This window comes from Paenibacillus camelliae (assembly GCF_023715345.1).
Lineage (GTDB): Bacteria > Bacillota > Bacilli > Paenibacillales > Paenibacillaceae > Pristimantibacillus > Pristimantibacillus camelliae.
In genome coordinates this window covers 42,084-67,570 of sequence record NZ_JAMBNY010000020.1, presented here as the reverse complement: position 1 = coordinate 67,570, position 25,487 = coordinate 42,084, and the positions used below count along the sequence as shown (strand labels likewise).

The 25,487-nt window shown below is 43.4% G+C and carries 25 protein-coding genes and 6 tRNA genes; 27 read left to right on the top strand and 4 right to left on the bottom strand.

The window, feature by feature from the left end:
• Positions 1 to 204 precede the first annotated feature (204 nt).
• The 6 genes from M3180_RS20890 to M3180_RS20865 all read left to right on the top strand — a co-directional run bounded on the left by M3180_RS20890 (position 205) and on the right by M3180_RS20865 (position 733).
• A tRNA-Met gene (locus tag M3180_RS20890) sits at positions 205 to 281 on the top strand.
• A 3-nt stretch (positions 282 to 284) separates the two neighbouring features.
• Positions 285 to 360: transfer RNA gene (locus M3180_RS20885), tRNA-Val, on the top strand.
• An 8-nt stretch (positions 361 to 368) separates the two neighbouring features.
• Positions 369 to 445 (top strand) — tRNA-Asp (locus M3180_RS20880).
• A gap of 28 nt (positions 446 to 473) precedes the next feature.
• Positions 474 to 549, top strand: a tRNA-Phe gene (locus M3180_RS20875).
• 12 nt (positions 550 to 561) lie between these two features.
• Positions 562 to 646: transfer RNA gene (locus M3180_RS20870), tRNA-Tyr, on the top strand.
• Positions 647 to 657: 11 nt separating this feature from the next.
• A tRNA-Lys gene (locus M3180_RS20865) sits at positions 658 to 733 on the top strand.
• Between the two features lie 130 nt (positions 734 to 863).
• Here M3180_RS20865 and ssuE read toward each other — a convergent pair.
• Positions 864 to 1,403, bottom strand: coding sequence for an NADPH-dependent FMN reductase (gene ssuE, locus M3180_RS20860; RefSeq protein WP_251671088.1), 540 nt, complete (start codon positions 1,401 to 1,403; stop codon positions 864 to 866).
• A gap of 411 nt (positions 1,404 to 1,814) precedes the next feature.
• Here ssuE and M3180_RS20855 point away from each other — a divergent pair, with 411 nt between their 5' ends.
• From M3180_RS20855 to M3180_RS20755, 21 genes are all read left to right on the top strand, one after another.
• A complete protein-coding gene (locus M3180_RS20855; RefSeq protein WP_251671086.1) occupies positions 1,815 to 2,936 on the top strand; it encodes a PucR family transcriptional regulator in 1,122 nt (373 codons plus the stop codon).
• 88 nt (positions 2,937 to 3,024) lie between these two features.
• Positions 3,025 to 4,146, top strand: coding sequence for an ABC transporter ATP-binding protein (locus M3180_RS20850; RefSeq protein ID WP_251671085.1), 1,122 nt, complete (start codon positions 3,025 to 3,027; stop codon positions 4,144 to 4,146).
• Between the two features lie 150 nt (positions 4,147 to 4,296).
• The gene (gene hprK / locus M3180_RS20845; RefSeq protein WP_251671083.1) at positions 4,297 to 5,235 is read left to right on the top strand and encodes an HPr(Ser) kinase/phosphatase; all 939 of its coding nucleotides are present in this window, start codon (positions 4,297 to 4,299) and stop codon (positions 5,233 to 5,235) included.
• 53 nt (positions 5,236 to 5,288) lie between these two features.
• A complete protein-coding gene (locus tag M3180_RS20840) occupies positions 5,289 to 5,771 on the top strand; it encodes a DinB family protein (protein ID WP_251671081.1) in 483 nt (160 codons plus the stop codon).
• Between the two features lie 140 nt (positions 5,772 to 5,911).
• A complete protein-coding gene (gene lgt, locus M3180_RS20835; protein WP_251671096.1) occupies positions 5,912 to 7,072 on the top strand; it encodes a prolipoprotein diacylglyceryl transferase in 1,161 nt (386 codons plus the stop codon).
• A 22-nt stretch (positions 7,073 to 7,094) separates the two neighbouring features.
• Positions 7,095 to 7,748, top strand: coding sequence for a pyrophosphatase PpaX (ppaX, locus tag M3180_RS20830; protein ID WP_251671079.1), 654 nt, complete (start codon positions 7,095 to 7,097; stop codon positions 7,746 to 7,748).
• A gap of 2 nt (positions 7,749 to 7,750) precedes the next feature.
• Positions 7,751 to 8,236 (top strand): acyltransferase, encoded by a 486-nt coding sequence (locus M3180_RS20825; protein ID WP_251671076.1) that lies wholly within the window; start codon positions 7,751 to 7,753, stop codon positions 8,234 to 8,236.
• 195 nt (positions 8,237 to 8,431) lie between these two features.
• Positions 8,432 to 9,646 carry an ATP phosphoribosyltransferase regulatory subunit gene (locus M3180_RS20820; RefSeq protein WP_251671075.1) on the top strand — a complete coding sequence of 405 codons (1,215 nt, stop codon included), beginning with the start codon at positions 8,432 to 8,434 and terminating at the stop codon, positions 9,644 to 9,646.
• The gene (hisG, locus tag M3180_RS20815; RefSeq protein ID WP_251671073.1) at positions 9,643 to 10,287 is read left to right on the top strand and encodes an ATP phosphoribosyltransferase; all 645 of its coding nucleotides are present in this window, start codon (positions 9,643 to 9,645) and stop codon (positions 10,285 to 10,287) included. The genes M3180_RS20820 and hisG overlap by 4 nt, the downstream gene beginning before the upstream one ends.
• 24 nt (positions 10,288 to 10,311) lie before the next feature.
• Complete coding sequence (hisD, locus tag M3180_RS20810; protein ID WP_251671094.1) at positions 10,312 to 11,595, top strand: histidinol dehydrogenase; 1,284 nt, start codon at positions 10,312 to 10,314, stop codon at positions 11,593 to 11,595.
• 187 nt (positions 11,596 to 11,782) lie between these two features.
• Positions 11,783 to 12,382 (top strand): imidazoleglycerol-phosphate dehydratase HisB, encoded by a 600-nt coding sequence (gene hisB / locus M3180_RS20805; RefSeq protein WP_251671071.1) that lies wholly within the window; start codon positions 11,783 to 11,785, stop codon positions 12,380 to 12,382.
• A 32-nt stretch (positions 12,383 to 12,414) separates the two neighbouring features.
• Positions 12,415 to 13,032, top strand: a complete 618-nt coding sequence (hisH, locus tag M3180_RS20800) for an imidazole glycerol phosphate synthase subunit HisH (RefSeq protein WP_251671068.1) — start codon at positions 12,415 to 12,417, stop codon at positions 13,030 to 13,032.
• An 89-nt stretch (positions 13,033 to 13,121) separates the two neighbouring features.
• Positions 13,122 to 13,880, top strand: a complete 759-nt coding sequence (gene hisF, locus M3180_RS20795) for an imidazole glycerol phosphate synthase subunit HisF (RefSeq protein WP_251671066.1) — start codon at positions 13,122 to 13,124, stop codon at positions 13,878 to 13,880.
• The gene (gene hisIE / locus M3180_RS20790) at positions 13,877 to 14,545 is read left to right on the top strand and encodes a bifunctional phosphoribosyl-AMP cyclohydrolase/phosphoribosyl-ATP diphosphatase HisIE (RefSeq protein WP_251671064.1); all 669 of its coding nucleotides are present in this window, start codon (positions 13,877 to 13,879) and stop codon (positions 14,543 to 14,545) included. The genes hisF and hisIE overlap by 4 nt, the downstream gene beginning before the upstream one ends.
• A gap of 127 nt (positions 14,546 to 14,672) precedes the next feature.
• On the top strand, positions 14,673 to 15,623 hold the full coding sequence (locus tag M3180_RS20785) for a ribose-phosphate diphosphokinase (protein WP_251671062.1): 951 nt from the start codon (positions 14,673 to 14,675) through the stop codon (positions 15,621 to 15,623).
• A gap of 117 nt (positions 15,624 to 15,740) precedes the next feature.
• Positions 15,741 to 17,480 carry a tetratricopeptide repeat protein gene (locus M3180_RS20780; RefSeq protein ID WP_251671060.1) on the top strand — a complete coding sequence of 580 codons (1,740 nt, stop codon included), beginning with the start codon at positions 15,741 to 15,743 and terminating at the stop codon, positions 17,478 to 17,480.
• An 860-nt stretch (positions 17,481 to 18,340) separates the two neighbouring features.
• Positions 18,341 to 19,291 (top strand): ROK family glucokinase, encoded by a 951-nt coding sequence (locus tag M3180_RS20775; RefSeq protein ID WP_251671058.1) that lies wholly within the window; start codon positions 18,341 to 18,343, stop codon positions 19,289 to 19,291.
• A gap of 12 nt (positions 19,292 to 19,303) precedes the next feature.
• Entirely contained in the window at positions 19,304 to 20,191 is an 888-nt protein-coding gene (rapZ, locus tag M3180_RS20770) for an RNase adapter RapZ (protein ID WP_251671050.1), read from the top strand.
• A 12-nt stretch (positions 20,192 to 20,203) separates the two neighbouring features.
• On the top strand, positions 20,204 to 21,190 hold the full coding sequence (locus tag M3180_RS20765; RefSeq protein ID WP_251671048.1) for a gluconeogenesis factor YvcK family protein: 987 nt from the start codon (positions 20,204 to 20,206) through the stop codon (positions 21,188 to 21,190).
• Positions 21,191 to 21,197: 7 nt separating this feature from the next.
• Positions 21,198 to 22,139 carry a DNA-binding protein WhiA gene (gene whiA, locus M3180_RS20760; RefSeq protein ID WP_251671046.1) on the top strand — a complete coding sequence of 314 codons (942 nt, stop codon included), beginning with the start codon at positions 21,198 to 21,200 and terminating at the stop codon, positions 22,137 to 22,139.
• A 90-nt stretch (positions 22,140 to 22,229) separates the two neighbouring features.
• Positions 22,230 to 22,499, top strand: coding sequence for an HPr family phosphocarrier protein (locus M3180_RS20755; RefSeq protein ID WP_251671044.1), 270 nt, complete (start codon positions 22,230 to 22,232; stop codon positions 22,497 to 22,499).
• Between the two features lie 78 nt (positions 22,500 to 22,577).
• Here the strand turns inward: M3180_RS20755 and M3180_RS20750 are convergent, their stop codons facing one another.
• The 3 genes from M3180_RS20750 to clpP all read right to left on the bottom strand — a co-directional run bounded on the left by M3180_RS20750 (position 22,578) and on the right by clpP (position 25,255).
• The gene (locus M3180_RS20750) at positions 22,578 to 23,498 is read right to left on the bottom strand and encodes an L-lactate dehydrogenase (RefSeq protein ID WP_251671043.1); all 921 of its coding nucleotides are present in this window, start codon (positions 23,496 to 23,498) and stop codon (positions 22,578 to 22,580) included.
• The gene (locus M3180_RS20745; protein ID WP_251671041.1) at positions 23,495 to 24,289 is read right to left on the bottom strand and encodes a formate/nitrite transporter family protein; all 795 of its coding nucleotides are present in this window, start codon (positions 24,287 to 24,289) and stop codon (positions 23,495 to 23,497) included. Before M3180_RS20745 ends, M3180_RS20750 begins: the two co-directional genes overlap by 4 nt.
• 381 nt (positions 24,290 to 24,670) lie before the next feature.
• Positions 24,671 to 25,255: an ATP-dependent Clp endopeptidase proteolytic subunit ClpP gene (clpP, locus tag M3180_RS20740; protein WP_251671039.1), complete on the bottom strand. Its 585-nt coding sequence runs from the start codon at positions 25,253 to 25,255 to the stop codon at positions 24,671 to 24,673.
• Positions 25,256 to 25,487: the final 232 nt, after the last annotated feature.

Here is a 25,487-nt window from a genome sequence, read left to right as displayed (position 1 = left end):
AGGCTGGGGGTGGAAGTGCAGCAATGCATGGAGCTGACCAGTACTAATCGGTCGAGGGCTTATCCTAAATGATTACTTTGGAGATTCACAACTTTCATATCCAGTTTTCAAGGTTCAAACCTTGAAAAGCTCAATGAAATTATTGAGCAAAAGTAGTTGACAAGTCCATAAGAATTGAGTAAGATGGACAAGTCAAAAAAATGTGGCGGTGTAGCTCAGCTGGCTAGAGCGTACGGTTCATACCCGTGAGGTCGGGGGTTCGATCCCCTTCGCCGCTACCATATGGAGGATTAGCTCAGCTGGGAGAGCATCTGCCTTACAAGCAGAGGGTCGGCGGTTCGATCCCGTCATCCTCCACCATTTAATACGGAGCTGTGGTGTAGAGGCCTAACATGCCTGCCTGTCACGCAGGAGACCGCGAGTTCGAATCTCGTCAGCTCCGCCATTTTTTTTCTTATAGGAAGTATAGATGTGGCTCGGTAGCTCAGTCGGTAGAGCAGAGGACTGAAAATCCTCGTGTCGGCGGTTCGATTCCGTCCCGAGCCACCATTCAATCCATGTGGAGGCTTAGTGAAGTGGCTAAACACGGCAGACTGTAAATCTGCTCTCTACGAGTTCGGTGGTTCGAATCCATCAGCCTCCACCATTTCCTAATAAGAGCCATTAGCTCAGTTGGTAGAGCACCTGACTTTTAATCAGGGTGTCGAAGGTTCGAGTCCTTCATGGCTCACCAGTTTTTACAAATGATCGAGAGGGATTCCTCTCTTTTTTTGTTTTAAAGTAAAATGATCGCCTAATAAAAACAGCTGCTATAAGAGAAGATAAACGCATCTATTCTTATAGCAGCTTATATGTTGAATAAATTATTTTAAGTACTCAATGAGTTCATCTGCAATGCCTTGCAGACGAGCTTCAATACTCTCCTCGATCGTAAATCGATATTGACCATCTTTATCCTGTTCACGTGTAATGCTGTCGTCAGTAGCGTATACCGTTTTTGTAAAATGAGTTGCACCCATTGAAGCAAGCACTGGTTTAAGTGCATAGTCTACGACAAGCATATGAGCCATGGATCCAGCGATGAATACGGGAGCTATTAGCTTCTTTTCAAAGCCTTTCTGCGGTAGCAGATCAATATAAGCTTTTAGTACTCCAGTATACGATGCTTTATATACCGGACTAGCGATAACAACAGCATCTGCTGCAGCAATAAGCTCATTAGCCGCGAGTATAGTTGGGCTGTTAAAGTTTGCATACACAAGATCCTCGGGTGGCAAGTCCACGACCTCAATAATAGCAGTGTTTAATCCAGCTTCGGCAAGAGTTTTCCGTACAAAATTGACCATGCCATTCAAGCGTGAACTAGCACTGGGACTCCCTGATAATATAACAACTTTGGACATTACAAAAGCTCCTCCAATCCAATATATATATGTATTTATCATTAACATGCATGAATATGGAACAAGCGTAACATGAAGCTGAAAGTGCGTCAAGAAAGCTCAAGCTACCCTAAAATCGCAGAGGCACATAAGGTATTAAAGAACACGAAAAGCAGTAAAAGCAGTAAAAGCAGTAAAAGCAGTAAAAGCAGTAAAAGCAGTAAAAGCAGTAAAAGCGCCAAAATCACTAAAACATCTAGCCTCTACCCTAGGTTACTACTGACTATACTCAACTTTCAGAGCAGCTGGCATAGGTACGACAAACGCATAAAGCCTAATGTCAGTGAATAAGCCTGTTACTGATGCTCATGATAATAAAAATATTATGATACAATAGTAGTATACAAACAGAGAAATAGGAGTGTGCCGCTTATGAGTTCCAATGATCTGCAGAAGCAGCTCGAATATATACTTAATTGCTCTGTCATCACGAGCAATCGTAGTCTTGAGGATATGTACAAGTTTATGGGTCCTTCATTTGAAAATGCTACAATTGAAAAGGGACAATACATAGAAGGAGATCAAGATATATGGTTAATTAAAGAGCTGCATGCCGATTATTGTGAGGTCCTAGAGTTCATACAGCGGAAGCTAAGCTCAACGGAGATGCAACTGATCGCTATGCTTATATTCAATAGACCCAACCTAAATATTGAGCATCAATATGCAGGGATGTCTAAGCAGGAAAAGCAAGCAACGAAGCTTGGAGAATGGCTTCAAAGTCAAATTGCCCAAGGAACGAAGACAGGCTATATTCCTGATCACTTAGTATTAGCGAATACATTATACAATGAAATGCTTCCAATACTGCTTGTAGCAGATGGCTCAAGTCAATATAAAGGAAGCTATGCTGAGCTAGACAAGCTGCTTCGCTCCTTCTTATCTGAGGATTCCTTACTTATTCCATTAGGTCATGATGAATGGCTCATATGGGGACCAGTAACGCTGCTGAAGGATGAGGAAGGCAGTGAATTAGAGCATGAAGAGGATGAAACGCTAGAAGACATTTTAACGAATATTGTCCATGCTCTGCATGATATGCTAGCGTCAGAGTGGCTGGGGGAGAGTCAGCTGGCTATTACTTATCCTGCAGCTCCTGCTAAGCTCATGATTGAGACCGTGACGACACTACGTGACTCCATACATATCGGACGTAAATTCCATCCAAGCAGCAACATACATCTACCATGGAATTTACGCTTGGAATCACTTCTTTATGCAATTCCAGAGCCTCAGCGTCAAAAGTATTTGGAGCAATCGCTAAAGCGAGCAGAGCTTTTTGTTGAACCTGAAATGCTCGCGACCCTTGATACATTTTTTAGCTTAGATTGCAACGTAAGTGAAACAGCGAAAAAGCTGTATATTCACCGAAATACGCTGCTGTATCGTCTAGACAAGCTGAAACAGGAAACAGGGCTTGATGTAAGACTGTTCCGGGATGCGGTTTTAGTAAAGATTATATTGTTATTGTACAAAGTTACGAAAACGCATTAATTTTTTTGTAAGGTATGTGCATAGTCATCAAGTGGGACTTAGGATAAGATAGGTCTATAAGAAAATTTCACTTTAGGGGGAAATACACATGGCAGGCGTACGTTTAGAAGGCATTTATAAAAGATACCCAGGAAGCGACAGAGCTTCTGTAACGGATGTAAATCTTGACATCAAAGATAAAGAGTTCTTGGTACTAGTTGGTCCATCTGGTTGCGGTAAATCCACAACACTTCGTATGATCGCTGGTCTTGAAGAAATTTCTGAAGGTAAACTTTACATCGGTGATCGTTTAGTGAACGACGTAGCTCCAAAAGATCGCGATATCGCGATGGTATTCCAATCCTATGCATTGTACCCGCATATGAACGTTTATCAAAACATGGCGTTCGGTCTTAAACTTCGTAAATTCAAAAAAGCTGATATCGACAAACGCGTTCGTGAAGCAGCTAAAATTCTTGATATTGAACATTTGCTAGATCGTAAGCCTAAGGCTCTATCTGGTGGTCAGCGTCAGCGTGTTGCACTTGGTCGTGCGATCGTTCGTGAGCCTCAAGTATTCCTAATGGATGAGCCGCTTTCCAACTTGGATGCTAAACTTCGTGGTCAGATGCGCGCGGAGATCTCTAAATTGACTAAACGTCTAGAGACTACAACAATCTACGTAACGCATGACCAAATCGAGGCAATGACAATGGGTGACCGTATCGTTGTTATGAAAGACGGTTTCATTCAACAAACAGCTTCTCCAGAAGAACTGTACAACCACCCAGTTAACATCTTCGTTGCAGGTTTCATCGGTTCTCCATCGATGAACTTCATCAGCGGTACGCTTTCTGAGCAAGCTGGCGAAGTACACTTCAAAGCTACTGGCGTAGATGTAGTTGTACCAGAAGGTAAAGCAGCAGTTCTACGTTCTAAAGGCCATATTGGTAAAGAAGTTGTTCTAGGCGTTCGTCCAGAGGATCTTCATGAAGAGCCAGTATTCCTTGAAGCTTCACCAAAAACAATTGTAACTGCGAACATCGAGGTTGCTGAGAACCTTGGTCACGAAATGTACCTATACCTTAACGGAATCGGTACAGAGTCTGTAATCGCTCGTGTAGACGGTCGTTCTACTCTTCGTGATGGTGCAACAGTTAAGCTTGCAATCGACATGAACAAAGCTCATTTGTTCGACAAAGAAACTGAGCTTAACATTTTCGAGAACTAATTTATCATTCATATGTTAGTAAGGCCTCACTGCAGCGATCTGCGGTGGGGCTTTATTTTTTGAATAGCTAAAACGTTGCGTTTCGTTTCTTTTTACTATACGATGGAAATAGTAACATCGCTGTACTTGTTTTCTAAGGAGGATGCATGTATGCCGAAAAAAGTAAAGGTGGCAGATTTAGTTAGACATTTCCAGCTTGAAATTTTATCTGGTGAAGATGGACAAAAAAGATTGATTACGGTAGATGATCTATATCGACCAGGATTGGAAATGGCAGGCTATTTCCACTATCATCCGAGCGAGCGTATTCAACTACTAGGGCGTACGGAGATATCCTTTATCAATATGCTTACAAGTGAAGAGCGCAGAGAACGGATGCGTAAAATATGTTCTGATGAAACGCCGTGTATTATTATTACCCGGGGACTAGAACCACCAGCAGAATTGATTGAGAACTCTAACGAATTAAATATTCCTGTTCTACGTAGTTCGATTGCAACAACGATTCTCTCTAGCCGCATAACAGACTTCCTCGAAAACCAACTCGCTCCAACAGCAACAATCCATGGTGTATTAGTTGACGTTTACGGAGTAGGTATGCTTATTACAGGCGGAAGTGGTATCGGTAAAAGTGAAACAGCTCTCGAGCTAGTAAAACGCGGACACCGATTAATCGCTGACGATGCAGTTGAAATTCGCCAAACAGCAGACGGCAAGCTAACGGGTACTGCACCAGAGCTTATTCGTCACCTGCTGGAGATTAGAGGACTCGGTATTATTAACGTTATGACATTGTTTGGTGCTGGGGCAGTACGAACGCAAAAACGTATAGGACTTGTTATTCGTCTTGAAAACTGGCAACAAGACAAGCAGTATGATCGACTCGGACTTGATGAAGAGACCACGCAAATTATCGAAACCAATGTCCCACTTGTTACAATTCCGGTTCGACCTGGGCGAAATTTAGCTGTTATCATTGAAGTGGCAGCGATGAATTTCAGGTTGAAGCGTATGGGCTACAATGCAGCATTACAGTTTACGAACAAGCTTACAGAAACGATTGCAGACGATATGGAAGATTATGATTAAAGCTGTATGTACAAAGCAATATCATATATAAATAGAAAGAAGGCGAGTGCGCAATGTATCGTGTAGTTGAAGATTTCTTACAAGATTGGCATGAGAATGCAGGAGGAACCTTATCTGTATTTAAGGCAATGACTAACGACAAATTAGACGTAAGTATTGTTGAAGGGCACAATTCATTAGGCTGGCTTGCTTGGCACTTAACCAGCGCTGCTGGATCTATTGCAAAGCATGTCATCGGTCTTGATGTACCTTGTCCGAAAAGAGATGAGCCTGTTCCATCCAGTGTAGTGGAAATCACACACCGCTATGAAATTATCGCTAATGCGATTCTTAAGGAAGCAGAGAAGTTAACTGAAGAGGATCTGCTGACTGAGGTTCAAGGCTTCACAGGGCCAACGACAAAAGGCAAGATGCTAGCAAAGCTTATTGGGCATCAAACCCATCATCGTGGTCAAATGACGGTATTGCTACGTCAAGCAGGGCTTAACGTACCGCCAGTAGAAGGTCCTACGAAAGAAATGATGGGGCAGCGTTAAAAGTTAATAACTACATAATCACCTCCAAGTCGAAAGCAAAGCAGGATTGACGTCTTGGAGGTGAATTTGTTATGACCACCTCTAACTATGCTATAATACGTTTGTTATTATTGGCAGATGTAACTGATAAGGAAGGGTGAATATTATTGATTAATCCCGTGATATTTGAGATTGGCTCTTTATCCATTAGATGGTATGGAGTCATACTTGCCTTGGGAGCGGTGGCAGGACTGCTGCTAGCTATTCAGGAGGGTAAGCGTTTTGGCATTAAATCTGATTTTTTTATGGATTTATTGTTGATCGGAGCGCCAACTGCAATTATTTTTGCTCGTATTTACTACGTTGCCTTTCAATGGGACTACTATAAAGACAATCTAGGCGATATTATTAAAATTTGGAACGGCGGTATCGCCATCTATGGTGCAATTATTGGCGCCTTAGTGTGCGGATACTTTTTCAGTCGGGCAAAAGGCTATCGCTTTTGGCGAATTGCTGATATATGTGCTCCATCGTTATTAATTGGTCAGATGATCGGCCGCTGGGGGAATTTTGTTAACCAAGAGGCTTATGGTGGACCAGTTGAGGAGTCATTTTTAAGAGAAACATTACATATCCCGAGCTTTATTGTTGACCATATGTTTATTAATGGAACCTATGTTCATCCGACCTTCTTATATGAATCGATATGGAGTCTTGTTGGCTTGATTATATTATTCATTATTCGCAGACAACGATTCCTACGCGAAGGTGAACTTCTGGCTGCTTATATTGGCTGGTATTCTATTGGTCGTTTCTATATCGAAGCATTGCGGACGGATTCACTAGCATTCTCAGGACCGCAATGGCTTGTTGATCTAGTTAATGGCTTGTGGTCTCCGATGACTGCCGTATTTGAGCTTGGTTATTTAGATCCGGCGTATGGCAACGTTCGCAGCTCACAGCTGCTTGCATTGCTGCTTGTTATAGCGGTTATCGTCTTTATCATCGTTCGTCGTACAGCAGGCTTCGCCAAAGCTCGCTATGTTGATCCGATGGTTAATACGAAGCAGCAAGCAGAAGCAGAGAATGCTACCGAAAAAAATGCTATGAATCATAAAATTGCGAACAATAAGAAAAATAATAAAGATCAATCAGGAGCCGTTGTTGGAGATTCCTCGCATGCATCGGCAAATCAATCGAAAGAGAAGACAAACTCAAATACAGAAACAACAGACGACCAGCAATCCTCTGCAGACAGCAGCAGCGGACATAGCAGCGGTGGAGACAGCGGCGGATCTGATGGTGGTGGAGGCGGCGACTAGACCGCACGGATAGGAGGCAGCTATGAGAGCTTACGATACAGTACTATTTGATTTGGATGGAACGATACTAGATACGAATGAGTTAATTATTGCTTCATTTTTGCATGCACTCAAGGGAACGGTTGACGAAGGCTTTAACCGCGAGCATATTATTCCTTCGATGGGAGCGCCATTAGAGGATCAGATGAGACGATTCTCAGGCTTAGAGAAAGTCGATCATCTTATTGAAGCTTATCGAGAGGTAAATCTTCGATTACATGATGAATATGTAAAGCTTTTTGACCAAGTTGAGGATGTGCTGGCAATATTGCATCGTGAGAACATTAAATTGGGTGTGGTCACTACAAAAATGAGACTGACAACCGATAAAGGTCTTGCCTTTACCGATATTGCGAAATACATGGACGTCGTTATTACGATTGATGATGTTGAGAACGCTAAGCCTCATCCAGAGCCTGTACTTAAAGCGATTGAAGCGCTTGGCGCAGACCCTGCTCGTACGATAATGGTTGGTGATAGCACGATGGATATTGAATCAGGTGTTCAGGCAGGTGTTACAACGGTAGGTGTTGCATGGTCTCTTAAAGGAGGCCAGGTGCTTCGCGACGTAGGCGCACATTATGTTATCCAAACGATGAATGAGCTAGTTGATATTGTAGGATTGGAGCGTCGTTAACCTTGCGGAAAATAACTCGCTATCCAACAAAGGGGCCCAATGCATTATGGCAAGTTTACTCTACCGTTAGCCCATGGAAAGCTGTTCGTAATTTTATATGTATTCAGCTAGCCAGATATTGTCCGATTCTCCCTATGAAAAATTGGATTTATCGGAAAATGCTAGGGATGAAGGTAGGCAAGACGACGTCATTCGCCCTCATGGTGATGGTTGATGTGTTTTTTCCAGAGAAAATAACGGTAGGAGATAATAGCATTATTGGCTATAATACGACGATCCTAACGCACGAGTACTTAATTCACGAATATCGACTAGGAGAAGTAAACATTGGCTCCAATGTGATGATAGGGGCGAACTGTACGATTCTTCCGGGTATTACAATTGGCGATCATGCCGTTGTAGCTGCTGGCTCTGTCGTACATAAAGATGTAGCTCCATACAGCTTCGTTGGCGGTAATCCAATGCAAGTTATTCGTGAGGGGAAATAAGCAACGTTATAGGCATGAAGCTGGTAAAGCCGGCTTCATGCCTTATTCAGTTGGAGACATAGCTGCATACGTGGCATTTGCTTGCTCGTTACTTGACGAAGCCGCATGCAACATGCTAAGATATCAAAAACCTTTATTTTGTTAGCATGGTAACAAGTTAACGCTTTAATATAATAAAGAACTGAGGAGAACGGTATGCCTAAACCAAAAGTATTTGAAAAACCAATTGGCTTTAGAGATTATTTGCCTGATGTTGTAAAGAAGCTGCGTGCTATTGAGCACCGCGTTCTAGGATGTATGGAGAGCTGGGGCTATGAGCAAATCATGACTCCTACAATGGAGTTTTACGATACGGTAGGTGTAGCAAGTGCTACCTCGGATGCCAAGCTGTTTAAGCTACTAAATAATCGTGGGACGACGATGGTTCTGCGCTCGGATATGACTGCTCCAATTGCGCGAGTCGTCTCTTCCCTGCTTAAAGATCAAGCAATGCCGCTGCGCCTTTCGTATCACGCGAATGTTTTTCGCTCGATTGAAGAGGAGGCTGGCCGTGAGGCTGAGTTTTATCAGACAGGCGTTGAGCTGGTAGGTGATGGCTCTGCAGAAGCTGATGCCGAGGTTATCGCTCTAGCGATTGCTTCATTAAAGGCTGCGGGCATTGAACGCTTTAAGATTGCAATTGGGCATGTTGGCTTTTTGAACGGCTTACTCGAGGATGCACTGCAGGATCGTCCAGAGGATCAAGCTGCACTTAAAGAGATGCTGCTTAGCCGCAACTATGTCGGCTACAAGGATTTACTCAATAAGCTTAATTTATCATCTGAGATTAGCAAAGAGCTGGCAGACCTCCTTCGTCTAAGAGGCGGAGAAGAAACATGCGAGCGTGCGCTGCGTGTAAGCAGCAACGAGACTGCTCGTGCTGCAATTGAGCATTTGTGCCAAGTATGGGCCGTGCTTAAAGCTTATGATGTGACGGAGCATGTATTGATTGATCTAACGATGATCGGTGATTTTTCTTATTATACAGGTATGACCTTTGAGGGATATGCAGCGGATCTAGGTTTTCCAGTTGTTAGTGGTGGACGCTATGATACATTACTTGATGGATTTGGTCATCCTGCACCTGCTACAGGCTTTGCTATTAAAACGACGCGCATTCTAGAGCTGCTTGATTTGGAGCAAAACGAAGAGGTGCTTCCGACGATCATTGTCTATGATGAATATAGTCGCAGCGAAGCGATTCAACGTGCCCAGGCTATGCGCCAAGCAGGTCAGGCTGTAATAACGAGCAAGTTAAGCGGTGCTCAGGAGCTGTCCTCGATTGTAAAAGATGGACGTACAACAAGCTACGAGGGAAGATTATATGCTGATGTGATCGCCTTTACTGAGAAGGGAGCAGGTGCCAAATGAGCGGAAATGAACAGCAAGTATTGAAGGTAGCGATGCCAAAGGGCCGTATATACAAGCAAGCCTCGGACTTATTCCGTAAGGCAGGCCTTCCAATTCCTACAGAATATGATGACACGCGTAAGCTTATTATTGAGCTGCCAGATGCTAAGATGGAATTTATTATGGCGAAGCCAGTCGATGTTCCGACTTATGTAGAGTACGGTGTCACTGATATTGGCATAGTAGGTAAAGATGTGCTGATGGAAGAGAATAAGGATGTATATGAGCTGCTTGATCTTGGTATCGCGAAATGCCGAATGAGTGTCATTGCACTTCCAGACTGGAAGCCGACAATACATCCACGTGTAGCAACGAAATATCCTAATGTTGCTTCAGCTTATTTTCGTGAGCTTGGACAGCAGGTAGAGGTTATTAAGCTGAACGGCTCCATCGAGCTTGCTCCAATGATTGGGCTTGCAGATCGAATTGTCGATATGGTCGAAACAGGCCAGACGCTTCGAGAAAATGGCCTCGTTGAACAAACTGAAATATTTGGCATTACAAGTCGTTTAATTGCGAATCGTGTAAGCTATCGAATGAAAAATGAACGGATTCAAAGCCTGTGTGATCTTTTGCAACAAACGCTTGCCTCACGCGGCTAGAGAGGATGTAGAATCGATATGAGTATGAAATTGTTAAAGCCTGAGCAGTTTGGCTTGAAACGTGAAGTGGAATACGGTACGCCTGAGCAAAATGCAGACGCTCAAAAAATTGTAGCTGATGTAAAAGCAAAAGGTGACGAAGCATTGCTGCAGTATACGGAAAAGCTGGATGGTGTAAAGCTGTCGGCAGATCAGCTCCGCGTAACAGAGGAGGAAATCCAAGCAGCCTATAGTCAGGTGGATCAAGCTTTTCTAGAGGCAATCCGTGAAGCAGCGGTTAACATTCGTCGCTTTCATGAGAAGCAGCTTCGCAATTCATGGATGGATCTATCACCAGACGGAACGATGCTAGGTCAATTGATTCGTCCACTAAAGCGTGTTGGCGTATATGTACCAGGAGGCAAGGCAGCGTATCCTTCCTCTGTTCTTATGAATGTTATCCCTGCACAGGTAGCGGGTGTGCCAGAAATCGTCATGGTGACGCCTCCTGCGACAGGTGGTAAGGCTGGTATTGATCCATACATTCTTGTAGCTGCAGCAGAAGCTGGTGTGAAGGAGCTGTATCGTGTAGGAGGCGCACAAGCGATAGCTGCGCTTGCCTATGGTACGGAATCGATTGCACCCGTTGATAAAATATGTGGACCAGGCAATATTTACGTGGCGCTTGCTAAGCGTGCGGTGTATGGCGTAGTCGATATTGACAGCATTGCGGGTCCAAGCGAAATTGTTGTGCTTGCGGATGACACTGCTGATCCAGCATATATCGCCGCAGACCTTCTATCACAGGCTGAGCATGATGAGATGGCTTCAGCAATTCTTGTAACATCGTCGGAGAAGCTGGCGAATGCGGTCATTGCTGAGGTGGATATACAGCTAGCTAGCTTGCCGCGTGCAGGCATCGCAGCAGCATCGATTGAGCAATATGGGGCTGTGCTGTTAACTGAAAATATGGAGGAAGGCCTCAGCGTTGTCAATCAGCTTGCTCCTGAGCATTTAGAAATTATTACTGAGGATCCAATGTCTCTGTTAAGCTATATTGAGAATGCAGGTGCAATCTTTATTGGTCCTTATAGCTCTGAGCCAGTTGGTGATTACTTTGCAGGGCCGAATCATATTATTCCTACAAATGGCACCGCGAGATTCTCTTCGCCTGTCAATGTCGATGACTTTATTAAAAAATCAAGCATCATTCGTTATAGTAAGCAGGCATTGCTTGAAAATGGACATAAAATTATGACGCTCGCACGTCATGAGGGACTTGAAGGGCATGCTCGCGCTATCGAGGTGCGTTTGAGTAAGGAAGTATAAATATGCAATCTATAGCTAGCTTGAAGCTGTCTCAGCTTTAAGCTGGCTGTTGCTATGAAAGCAGAAGCTATAATACTAGAAGCAGCTTCAAGCTCTAGTCCAATAGCAGAAAGCTCGAAGTAAAAGAGGCATTCTGCACCGCGAGTGAATCTCAAAACCATATGCAAAGAAGAGGATGGAGATAAAGATGACGGATATGAATAAACGTGAAGCTTCGATTGTTCGTACAACGAAGGAAACAGATATTAAGCTGAACTTGGCTGTTGACGGTACGGGAGATGCACAGATCGAAACCGATGTGCCTTTCTTGAACCATATGCTCGATGCGTTTACGAAGCATGGACATTTTAATTTATCGGTTAATGCGAAGGGCGATATCGAAATTGACGACCATCATACGGTTGAGGATATTGGTATTTGTCTTGGTCAAGCCTTGCTGCAGTCTCTAGGAGATAAAGCAGGCATTAAACGTACCGCAAGCGTATTTGTACCAATGGATGAAGCATTGGCTCAGGTCATTGTTGATATTAGTAATCGTCCACATTTTGAATATCGTGCGGAATATCCATCCTCCGTTGTAGGCAGCTTTGCGGTTGATCTTGTACACGAATTTTTATGGAAATTCGCATTAGAGTCTCGGATTACCTTACATGTTATTGTTCACTACGGCTCGAATACGCATCATATGATTGAAGCCGTGTTCAAGGCGCTAGGTCGTGCACTGGATGAAGCGACAAGCATAGACCCTCGTGTTCAAGGTGTTCCTTCTACTAAAGGTGTTCTTTAAGCTGAATTTGGGGAAAGAGAAGGGGGTTTTATATGATCGCGATTATTGATTATGGAATGGGTAATTTACACTCGGTAAGTAAGGCAATAGAACGACTAGGCTATGAGGTAATTTCAACCGACCAACCTGATCAAATTCTGTCTGCCGATGCTGTCATATTACCGGGCGTTGGTGCATTTGGTGATGCGATGCATAATCTTAACGAAACAGGCTTAGGCGAGGTAGCTAAGCAGTATGCCGCTTCAGGGAAGCCGATGCTTGGTATTTGTCTAGGTATGCAGCTGCTATTCGAGCAGAGTGAGGAATATGGCTTGCACCAAGGTCTTGGTCTGCTGCAGGGCAAAGTGGTGAAATTTCAAGGGGATTTCAAGATCCCGCACATGGGCTGGAATAAGCTAACGTTCTTACAGTCATCTCCGTTATTCAGCTCGCTGGAGGAAGGTCATGTGTACTTTGTTCATTCCTATCATGCGCTCGTTGACAATAAGCAGAATCTTCTAGCGACAGGTGACTACTATGGTCCTGTGACGGCAATTGTAGCTAATGAAAATGTGTATGGTATGCAGTTTCACCCTGAAAAAAGTGGAGAGCTAGGCATGGAGCTGCTTCGAAACTTTTTAGCATTGTCAGCACGCAGCTTACCTGTTTAGTGTGCAGGAGTGAGGCTGCTTAGATATAGCAGTATGAGCTTGGACGATGAACGATGAACAGGTGTTAGACCTGAGAAGGAGGCGTATAGATGTTGGCAAAGAGAATTATTCCGTGCTTGGATGTAAAGGATGGGCGTGTTGTAAAAGGGGTTAACTTTGTTAATTTGAGAGATGCTGGGGACCCTGTAGAGCTAGCTGCAACCTATGATCAGGAAGGCGCAGACGAGCTAGTATTTCTAGATATTTCAGCTTCTGTAGAAGGTCGTGCAACGATGGTTGATGTCGTAAAGCGCACTGCTGGAGAGATTAAGATTCCATTTACGGTTGGCGGGGGAATCTCGAGCGTGGACGATATGACACGCATTCTACGCGCAGGTGCAGACAAAATTGGAATAAATACCGCTGCTGTACTGAATCCAGAGTTAATTACAGAGGGCTCTCGCCGCTTTGGCGCTCAATGTATCGTTGTGGCGATTGATGCTCGATATAATGATGAGTGGCAGGATTGGGAAGTCTATACGCATGGCGGACGCAAGCCAGCAGGACTACGCGCGGTAGAATGGGCTGCAAAAGTGGAAGAGCTTGGAGCGGGTGAGATTCTGCTAACGAGCATGAATGCAGATGGAACGAAGGATGGCTTCGACATTGCTTTGACGAAGGCAGTGAGTGAAAGTGTAGGCATACCAGTGATTGCCTCTGGAGGAGCGGGTAAAGTTGAGCATTTCGCTGAAGTATTTCAGCAAGCAAAGGCAGATGCAGCTCTTGCAGCGACAATTTTTCACTATAAAGAAATGACTATCGCTGAAGTGAAGGAAGATCTGCGAGCAAAAGGGGTAGAGGTGCGATGAGTTTAAGTGAGATTAAATGGGATGCCAGCGGTCTTGTTCCTGCCGTTGTTCAAGATGCACAAAGCAAAGAAGTGCTTATGCTTGCCTACATGAATGAGGAATCATTAAAGCTATCTCAGGAAACGGGATATACTTGGTTCTGGAGTAGATCGCGTAATGAGCTATGGAATAAAGGGGCTACGAGCGGGCATAAGCAACGCATCACGAGCATGAGCTATGACTGCGATGGAGATACATTGCTAGTTAAGGTTGAGCAGATCGGTCCTGCTTGTCATACAGGAAGCTATAGCTGCTTTACACAGCCGTTACAGCTTGAAGGTGGACAGCAAGAGGCTTCAGCAGCCTCAGAAGGTAGTGATCGTTTTGCTATGCTTGGACAGCTGGAGACAACGATTGCTCAGCGTTTCGCTGAAAGACCAGAAGGAACCTATACGACCTATCTATTCGACAAAGGTGTCGATAAAATACTGAAAAAGGTCGGAGAGGAAGCTGCGGAGGTTATCATTGCTGCAAAGAACAAAGATAATGATGAGCTGCGAGCAGAAGCAAGTGATCTTATATTCCATCTTATGGTTTTGCTGCGTGAGCGTGGACTTCCGTTTGACGCGATTTTAGGCGAATTAAAAGATCGACATGGAAAGCCAACAACGAATAAAATGCGTTAAATTTTTCATTTTGTCGAAAAATAGTACTATTTCTTTTTGAATTCTGAAAAATTCAATGTATAATAGGACAAGTAGAAATGCTTCGTTTACATTTAATTTATATGTTTGAAGTACTCAGGAGGGTATCATGTTAAGCGACAAAGTGCGTATTTTTTCGGGCTCGTCCAATCCGGCTTTAGCTCAAAAGATCAGTGAACATCTGGGAATGCCATTAGGAGCTATTAAATTATCTCGCTTCAAAAGTGGTGAGATCTATGTACACTATGAGGAAACGATTCGAAATTGTGACGTTTTTCTAGTTCAATCGTTTTCCCATCCAATTAATGAGCACTTTGTTGAGCTGCTCGTTATGATTGATGCGGCAAAACGTGCATCCGCGCGTACAATTAATATTATAATGCCGTATTACGGCTATGCGCGACAGGAGAGAAAAGCAGCTCCGCGTGAACCAATCTCGGCTAAGATGCTTGCCGACGTGTTAACAACAGTTGGTGCTACACGTGTCATTACTATTGACCTCCATGCCCCGGCTATTCAAGGATTCTTCAATATTCCAGTTGATCATATGACGGCATTAGATCTAATTAGTGCTCATCTGAAAGCGAAAAATATTAAAAATCCGGTCGTCGTATCTCCAGATGCTGGACGCGCGACAACAGCTGAAAAGCTTGCGAATTATTTGGATACTTCATTCGCTATTATGATTAAAAAGCGTTCTGCCCACAATGAATCATCGATTACGCATGTTATTGGTGATGTCGCTGGACAAACACCGATCATTATAGAGGATATGATTGATACTGGCGGTACAATCATTAATGTTGTTGAAAGCTTAAAGGAGCATGGTGCAGAGGATGTTTACGTCTGCGCAACTCACCCACTATTCTCGGGCGATGCGATTAAACGACTAGATCATCCAAGCATCAAGGAAGTCATTGTAACAGACACGATCGCGTTGCCAAATGATACACCTGATCGCTTTAAAGTATTAACAGTAGCTCCGCTTCTAGCAGAGGCTACAAAAATTATTATTGATGGTGGTTCCATTAGCGTATTGTTCAAAAACAATGGGCTGTGATGGGAAACGGATTAAACTGCGGATTGACAATAGTCATCCGCGGTTTTTTATTTGTCATTATATGTTCGGTTGGGACTGTGCTATAATTGACGTATTAAAAAAGGAGGTGCCTTGACCATGAAGAAAAACAAGAAAGTATCAGGAGAACAGCACGGAATTACATTACTACAGCTTGATGCTAATTTATTTTATGAGAGAGCCATTCGCTCCTTGGACCGTTTCCATTATGACAAGGCACTTAAATACTTCCAAAAAGCTGTTGATTACGAACCAAATAATCCTATAAATTATTGCAATATGGCCGGCGTGCTATCAGAGATTGGCAAGTACGGTGAATCTAATCATATACTTCAAAAGGTAATTAATGAGATCGACCCAGATATGACCGAGTGCCATTTTTACATGGCAAATAATTTTGCGAATATGGAGTACTTTGAAGAAGCAGAGCGAGAGCTTCTTCATTATTTGCAAGAGGATGAGGAAGGTCACTTTCTAGAGGAAGCCGAGGAAATGATTGAGCTCCTTCAATATGAGCTAGAGCGGCCGACACCTCTAACGAAGGTAAAGGCTAGAGCTGGTGTGTATGAGCATATTCGTGCTCGAGAGATGCTTGAAGAAGGAAAGTTTCTTGAGGCTATCCGTTTGTTGGAGACGATAACCGAGGAAACACCAGACTTTCTAGCAGCTCATAACAATCTTGCATTGGCCTATTACTATGTTGGTATGACTAACGACGCTAAGCAAGCGATTGAAGCTGTGCTGAAGCAGGATCCCGCAAATTTGCATGCATTATGTAACCTGGCAATCTTCTACCATTATGAGGGTAGCCAAGATAAGCTTAAACCGCTAGTTGCTATGCTTACTAAGCTGGACCCGTTCTATCAAGAGCATCTGTTTAAGCTGGCAACAACGATGGGCATCGTGAAGGAGCATGCTGCAGCACTGCGACACTTTCAGCGCCTAACGAAGCAGGGGGAGGCGAAAAAGGACCCTTGCATTAGCCACTTTGCAGCTGTCGCGGCTTGCAATATCGGTAAGCTAGAGCTGGCAGAGAAGTTTTGGCTGATGACGCGCAGCATGGATGAGCAGTCACAGCTCCCGCAGTTCTTCTTAATATTGCTTAAGCAAATGAAGCCAGGATTGCCGCTTCAGCCTTCACTATCGTACAGCTACTTTAGTACGGTAGAAGAACAGGTGGAGGCATGGGAGCAGCAGGCAAGGGAACGAGGCGAACAGCTTGAGTCTATATTCAAGCGAGCATATTTGTTCTGGGCCTTTCAATATAGTGATCGTGAAGCAAAGCTAAAAGCTATTAATGACCTGGATGTATGCTATGATGCCGCAGTTGAAGACATGCTAAAGCAATATTTACTGAAGCAGGACGAGGATGATTACGTTAAGCGTCTTGTGATGTATGCCCTGCGATCCATGGGCATGGAGGATGCGTTCGATGTTATGCTTGGAGGCAAGCTGATGCAGGTTGATGCGCAGCGTGTGCCAACATTGGAAAGCAGCAGCAATCTCGCAGATTGTGATCCGCTATGGGAGAGAGTAGCAGAGCTTTCGCTTGCACATACAGCGAGGCGTTATAATGCCATCTGGCAGCATGACATGATCACGCTATGGATCAACTATCTATCCAAGGGCTATGTATCGACATCCAAGCTAACTAAGCTGGAGGCTTGGGCAGCCGCTTTGGAGTATTTGACAGCTAAGCTGTACAATAAGCCGATTACGTATCATGAAGCTGCTGTTCGCTATGGAACGAGCATCACGACGATCAGTAAGCGTGTGAAGGAGATTGATGCGGTGTTGGGGATAAAAAGCAAACTAAAAGCACCATGGTATAAGAGGTAATTCAAAAAGTTCAGCTTTGATCACGAGGTTATACTGTGGGCTTAGTCGACGTCGAATTTTGAATTCAGCTTGGCCTTGTGGTGCTCACGTACCCACTACGTACGCTGCGCTCCTCAGGCCTGCGCTTCTTTCAAACTTCTCGGTGCTGAAAGCCGAATTTTTGAACCTTTATTGAAGAGGTAGTTCAAATAGTTCGGCTTTGATCACGATGTTATACTGTGGGCTTAGTCGACGTCGAATTTTGAATTCAGCTTGGCCTTGTGGTGCTCACGTACCCAAAACGTACGCTGCGCTCCTCAGGCCTGCGCTTCTTTCAAGCTTCTTGGTGCTGAAAGCCGAATTTTGAACCTTTATTGGAATGGTAGTTCAAAAATACGACTTTGATCACGAGGTTATACTGTGGGCTTAGTCGACGTCGAATTTTGAATTCAGCTTGGCCTTGTGGTGCTCACGTACCCAAAACGTACGCTGCGCTCCTCAGGCCTGCGCTTCTTTCAAACTTCTCGGTGCTGAAAGCCGAATTTTTGAACCTTTATTGAAGAGGTAGTCCAAATAGTTCGGCTTTGATCACGATGTTATACTGTGGGCTTAGTCGACGTCGAATTTTGAATTCAGCTTGGCCTTGTGGTGCTCACGTACCCAAAACGTACGCTTTGGTGCTGAAAGCCGAATTTTTGAACCTTTATTGAAGAGGTAGTTCAAAAAGTTCGGCTTTGATCACGATGCGTGAACTGAGGGTTATTTCGACTTCGAATTTGAACCTAATGACTAGCGATTTTGCTTGCTGTGGTCATGCTTGACCGTAAACGACGGAACGCTTATAGTTGAAATGGAACTTTATATATGAATGAGGTGGAGTCATGTCCGAAAAAATTTATGTTGGTGTTGATGTAGGCGGTACGACGATTAAGCTTGGTATTTGCGATGCTGAAGGTAACTTATTACAAACCTTTGAAGGACCAACAGAGGTCGACAAAGGGTCAGATGCTATTCTTCATAACATTGCGAAATACGTAAAACAAATTGTTGAAGAGTCCTCTTATTCATGGGAACAAGTAGAAGGTGCTGGCATCGGAATTGCTGGATTTTTAGATATTCCTAATGGCTATATGAAGCACTCACCGAATCTATATATAAACGATGTTGATATAAAGGGTGCTTTAGAGAAGGAACTCCAAGTGCCTATTAAAGTAAACAACGATGCGAATGTGGCTGCACTAGGTGAAGCTTGGGCAGGGGCAGGTCGTGGAATCGCTAACTGCGTGATGTATACACTTGGAACAGGTGTAGGCGGCGGAATTATTATTGACGGTAAAATTGTTGAAGGCTTTCAAAGTGTAGCCGGTGAGCTTGGTCATATGGCGATCGTTCCCGATCTTGAAGCGATTCAGTGCGGCTGCGGCAAGGTGGGTTGTCTTGAAACGGTTTCTTCTGCAACGGGTATTATTCGTATGGCGGAGGAAGCGGTTGCGCGAGGTGATCGTACGACGCTTTCTAACGTAGAGAAGATTATGGCGAAGGATGTTCTGGATGCTGCAAAAGCAGGAGATGAGGTTGCCACTCGTATTGTTGCGCGCGCAGCTTATTATCTAGGTCGTTCGATGGCAATGATGGCTGTTATCTTAAATCCAGAATGCTTTATTGTTGGCGGAGGAGTGTCGAAGGCTGGAGACTTCCTATTCGATCAAATCCGTGAAGTATTTGATAAGTATACACAGGACGCTTCGAAGGAAAATGTGAAGATTGTCCCAGCTGTTCTTGGTAATAACGCAGGTATTGTAGGTGCTGCAGGTTTAATTTTAAGAGGATAGTAGGTGTTGCTCATGGAACCAGCAACGAATTTGTCCCAGCTAGTTATTATTACGGGGATGTCGGGAGCAGGTAAAACGATCGCGGTGCAAAGCTTAGAGGATCTAGGCTTTTTCTGCGTGGATAATTTGCCACCGGTGCTCATTCCAAAGTTTGCCGAGTTGATAGAACAATCAAACGGTAAGATTGGGAAGGTAGCCCTTGTCATTGACTTGCGGGGGCGTGAGTTTTTTACTGCACTTTCTGAAGCGTTAGAATATATGAACGAGCATCATACGATTAATTGTGAGATTTTATTTTTAGATGCAAGTGATGAAACGCTCGTTCGAAGATATAAGGAAAGCAGACGCAGACACCCGATGTCTCAGCAAAGCATGCCGCTTGAAGGGATAAAAGCAGAGCGTGCACTGCTGGAAGACCTAAAAGGGAAAGCGTCTTTAACGATTAATACAAGTGATCTGAAGCCGGCAATGCTGAAGGAGCGTTTAATCAATCATTTTGGTCAGACGCAGCAGCGTTCTCTTATTGTTAATATTACATCCTTCGGCTTTAAGTATGGAATTCCTCTTGATGCTGACCTTGTATTTGATGTTCGATTTTTACCTAATCCGCATTATATTGATGAGCTAAGACCAAATACAGGTCAACATCCGGATGTCTATGAATATGTTATGAAATGGCCTGAAACGCACACCTTTCTCTCAAAGCTCGTCGACATGCTTGAATATCTGATTCCACAATATGATGAAGAAGGAAAGAGTCAGGTCGTCATAGGAATTGGCTGCACCGGAGGAAAGCATCGTTCAGTAGCGATTTCCGAGTATTTGGGCAAATATTTAAAGTTGAAGGACTCGGAGCAAATACGTGTAAGCCATCGTGATTCAGAGCGCGACAGGACATAATGAGAGGGGAGCATGCATATCGTGCAAAAGGTCGTTAGACGTCCCAAAATCGTAGTGATTGGTGGCGGCACAGGTCTTTCCGTTATGCTAAGAGGCTTGAAGGAAAAGCCTCTTGATATAACTGCAATTGTAACGGTTGCAGATGATGGTGGCAGTTCTGGTATATTGCGTAATGAGCTGCATATTCCTCCGCCAGGAGATATACGTAATGTGTTATCCGCATTGGCGGACGCGGAACCACTGCTTGCTGAGGTATTGCAGTATCGTTTTACGAATGGTACAGGACTTGCAGGTCATACGCTCGGTAATTTAATGCTAGCCGCAATGACAGATATTTCTGGGGATTTTGTAACAGGTATTAAACAGCTGTCGCAGGTGCTTGCTGTTCGAGGCAAGGTGCTGCCAGCTGCTAATCGTGCCATTGTACTAAAGGCGGAGATGAGCGACGGAACGATTGTGACCGGTGAATCGATGATTCCTAAGGCTAATGGATCAATTAAACGTGTATTCTTAGAGCCGCAGGATGTTGAAGCTTTGCCAGAGGCTGTTGAGGCACTGGAACAGGCTGATGCCATCTTAATCGGACCAGGAAGCTTATATACAAGCATTATGCCGAATTTGATCGTTCCGAAGCTGGCACAGGCAATTGTTGAATCGGACGCTGTCAAATTATTTGTATGCAACGTAATGACTCAACCTGGGGAAACTGACAATTATTCTGTAAGCGATCATCTGGATGCAATTTATGATCATATCGGTCATCATTTATTCGATTATGTAATCGTTAATAACGGAGAAATACCGCCACATGTAGAAAGTAAGTATGCGGAAATTGGAGCAAAAGCCGTCCAGTTGGACATAGACGAGGTTACAAAGCGCGGTTATCAGGTTATTGCCGATCAACTCGTTCTATTCCGGACGTTTTTACGACATGATGCAGAGCGATTAAGTCATCATATCTATAAATTGGTTGAAAACTGGATGCTTAGAAAGAGGTGAGAGCAGCATGTCTTTTGCGGCACAAACAAAGAAAGAATTAACGATGGTCGAAACGGAGCCGTGCTGTGAGCGGGCGGAGCTTGCCGCATTGATTCGGATGAATGGCGCTGTTAGCTTATCAAGCCGCAAGGTCGTATTGGACATCTCAACAGAGAATGCCGCAATAGCACGCCGCATTTACACGCTCATAAAAAAGCATTTTGATGTTCATGTTGAATTACTTGTACGTAAAAAAATGCGCTTGAAAAAAAATAATGTGTATATTGTTCGTTTGCCAGAGAAAGTGCAGGACATGTTGACCGATCTAAGTATTGTTTCGGAAGGCTTTATGTTTAACTCGGGCATTGATCGCAACATTATCCGCAAAAACTGCTGTAAGCGTTCCTATCTTCGTGGCGCGTTTCTAGCTGGCGGCTCTGTAAATAATCCAGAGGGGTCTTCCTATCATCTGGAGATCGCATCTATGTATGAGGAGCATTGCCAAGCACTTGTTGAGCTTGCTAATGGCTTTAATCTAAATGCTCGTTGCATCGAACGAAAAAAAGGTTTTATTTTTTATATCAAGGAAGGCGAGAAAATCATCGAGCTACTCAACATTATTGGTGCGCATCAAGCATTGTTCAAGTTTGAGGATGTCCGCATCATGCGAGATATGCGTAACTCAGTGAATCGAATCGTAAATTGTGAGACGGCGAATTTGAATAAAACGATTGGGGCTGCGGTCAGACAAATCGATAATATAAAATTGCTGCAAAAAGAAATTGGACTGGAGAATCTGCCAGAAAAAATACGTGAGGTTGCTGAAATACGATTGGCACATCCTGATCTTAATCTAACTGAGGTTGGAGAGCTGTTAAAGGTTAAGGTAAGTAAGTCAGGTGTGAATCATCGTTTACGTAAAATTGACGAGATGGCAGAAAAAATAAGGAATGGCTCAACTTTAACCTAGTAGAAATGGGCTTAAAATGGTATAATAACTAATAAAGCTCTAAATGTCCGATTATCATATTTGACTTTAAATATAGGGGGTATGTTTTTCATGGCAAGGCTTCCAGTAGTTGTTCGTTTGAAAACAGGTTTACATGCTAGACCTGCAGCGTTATTCGTACAAGAAGCGAACAAATTTTCCTCTGAGGTTTTTGTGGAAAAAGACGAGAAGAAAGTGAACGCTAAGTCGATCATGGGAATCATGAGTCTTGCAATTAGCTCAGGCACAGAAATTACAATTAGTGCTGATGGTTCTGACGCAGAGCAAGCGGTTAATGCACTGATTGCACTTGTAAGCAAGGAAGAGCTCGAAAACCAATAATTCATGTAATAAAGGCTGCCAATTATCCTCATGTTAGGATCATTGGCAGCCTCTTTAATTAATCGGACTTATTCGGATTTAATCGTCAAGCTCAATGCTTTTAATGAGCTCCTTCAGTTTATTCGCAGACTTTTCGAATAAAGCCTGCTCTTCACTCGTAAGCGTAAGCTCCAGCGCTTTACGAACACCGCTTCGGTCGACGATGCACGGTACGCCAAGATAGACATCAGAAACTCCGCAATAATTATCTAGCAGCGTAGATACATTGAGTACTGCGCCCTCATCATCTAATATTGCTGTAACAATTCGGTCAAGGGCAAGCGCAATCGCATAATAGGTAGCGCCTTTTGCTTCAATAATTTCATAGGCGGCATCACGTGTTTGTAGGAAGAGGTTTTCCTTCGTCTCTTCATCAAGCTCGATGTCAACACCAGCAACGTTAGCAAGGCTCCATACTGGAAGCTCAGAATCACCATGCTCTCCAATAATATGAGCATGCACGCTGCGCGGATCGATCTTTAGCTCCTTACCGATTAGATAGCGGAAGCGTCCGCTATCCAGCAATGTACCAGAGCCGATAACACGGTTAACAGGCCAGCCAGATTTCTTAAGTGTAACGTATGCCATAATATCAACTGGATTCGTAGCAATTAACAGAATGGCTTCCTTGTTGTAAGGTAGGATTTGTTTAATGATGCTATCGAAAATATCTGCATTACGCTTTAACAAATCAGTACGCGTCTCGCCAGGACGTTGTGCTGCACCTGCTGTAATAATGATGATCTCAGCTCCTGCACAGTCCTCGTAGCTGCCTGCCCATAGCTTTGCCCCTCCGATATAAGGCATACCATGGTTAATATCCAGTGCATCTCCCGCAGCTTTCTTATGATTGACATCGATTAATACTAGCTCATTGACACGATTACGTAACATTAGTGTATAGGCGGTTGTAGAACCAACAAAACCTGCACCAATAACTACAACTTTTCTCGTTTTCATACGTCATCCCCACTTTCATTAAAATAAGGTTTGTTAATATAGTAGTAAAACATAGCCATAAATACACTGCCGCCTATAATATTGCCTAATGTAGCGGGAATTAAATTGTGTAAAATCTGTTCGATCGTCAAAGCTCCCCAGCCTTGTGCTGCAATAGAAATGGCAAATACAGACATATTCGCTATGCTATGTTCAAAACCTGCAATGAAGAAACTGAACACTAATAAAATCATAACTAGCATTTTTGCTCCATCGGCTTTCATCATGAAGGGAACGAAGAACGCTAGGCAGACAAGCCAATTACATAATATGCCTCGAAAAAAAATCTCCATAAGCGATGCATCGACTTTATTGTGTGCCACCTTCAACAAAAATCCATGAATTTGCTCACTATCAAATAATCCCGTAGCCCATGTGAACACTGCAAAGAAGATAGCTCCGATGATATTGCCGACATAGCTCAACAACAACAATCGTAGAACCTTATTCCAGCTTAACTTTTTGCGAAGTGCGCCAAAGCTAAGGTAGAACGTATTTCCTGTGAATAAATCACCGCCACCGTAAGAAATTAATATGATGGCTATACAAAATGTCAAAGCAGCTGCTGGATACGTAAAAGGAGAATGGACCTCGTAAAAGAAGCTTGCTGTCTTAAAGGCAACGATAACGCCGAAGCCGATAAACATACTCGCAACCATTGAACGCAATAGATAGCGCAGAATACTTTGATCGTAAATTTTCAGTTTTTTTAATGCCAGCTTTTCAACTTGATATAATGCTTCTGTCTCCATATTGACTCCTCCAACAATGCAAGTCGTACTGTGATCTATTACAATTTCATCATATATGACAGTCAGAAATAGATATGTGATTTTTATCACAATGAGCAGTGGATTATTAAATGTGATAAATGATATGGGCTTTATTGACTTAGTTTATGTTGTTTGTTTATGTAGAAAGTGTGTTTGTTTATGTAGAAAGTGATGGATTGGGATTTATGATGCTGATGCTATATAGCCATGGTGAACTATACCGTTGTTGGCTGGATATGTGCGGTTACACGCTACATAAGAAAGGTGAAATAAAAAGGACTGCAGCTGCATCTGAACAACCGATGAACTGCAGTCCTGCAAGATCTGTACAAGCAGAGACAAATCAACCTGAATGGTTAATTAGTTAACTCTTTCAATTACTTTATCAATCAAGCCGTATTCGACAGCTTCTTGTGCGCTCATAAAGTAATCGCGATCTGTATCTTGATTAATTCGCTCAATAGGCTGACCAGAGCGATCAGCTAAAATTTGATTTAGCTTTTCACGCATATTGATGATACGTTTTGCGCGAATCGCGATGTCGCTCGCTTGACCTTCAGCACCACCTAGCGGCTGATGAATCATAACTTCGCTATTTGGCAATGCAAAGCGCTTGCCTTTCGCTCCAGCTGTTAGTAGAAAAGCACCCATTGAAGCAGCCATACCTACGCAGATCGTAGATACATCGGGCTTAATATATTGCATCGTATCGTAAATGGCCATACCAGCAGTAATGGAACCGCCAGGAGAGTTGATATATAGATGAATATCCTTCTCTGGATCTTCAGCAGCCAAGAAAAGCAACTGCGCAATAATAGAATTGGCCACAACGTCGTTAACACCAGAGCCAAGCATAATAATACGGTCTTTTAACAAACGAGAATAAATGTCATAAGAGCGTTCTCCACGATTACTTTGTTCGATAACCATAGGCACAAAGTTCATATTAACCAATCCTCCTATTTAGTAGTATGTAATTTATAATAATAGAAATTTTGTTAAAAGTCAAAGATGGTCAAACTCACTTCTACGTTACATAGTATGACCTGATTTGCTAGTAGCTAAACACTCTAAATGTACATCACCTTCATTGCTATGAATAAAAAAAACAGGATAGAAAAATGAGATATAGTCATTTTCCATCCTGTTTTATTCTGGGGAGATGATTGCACTGCCC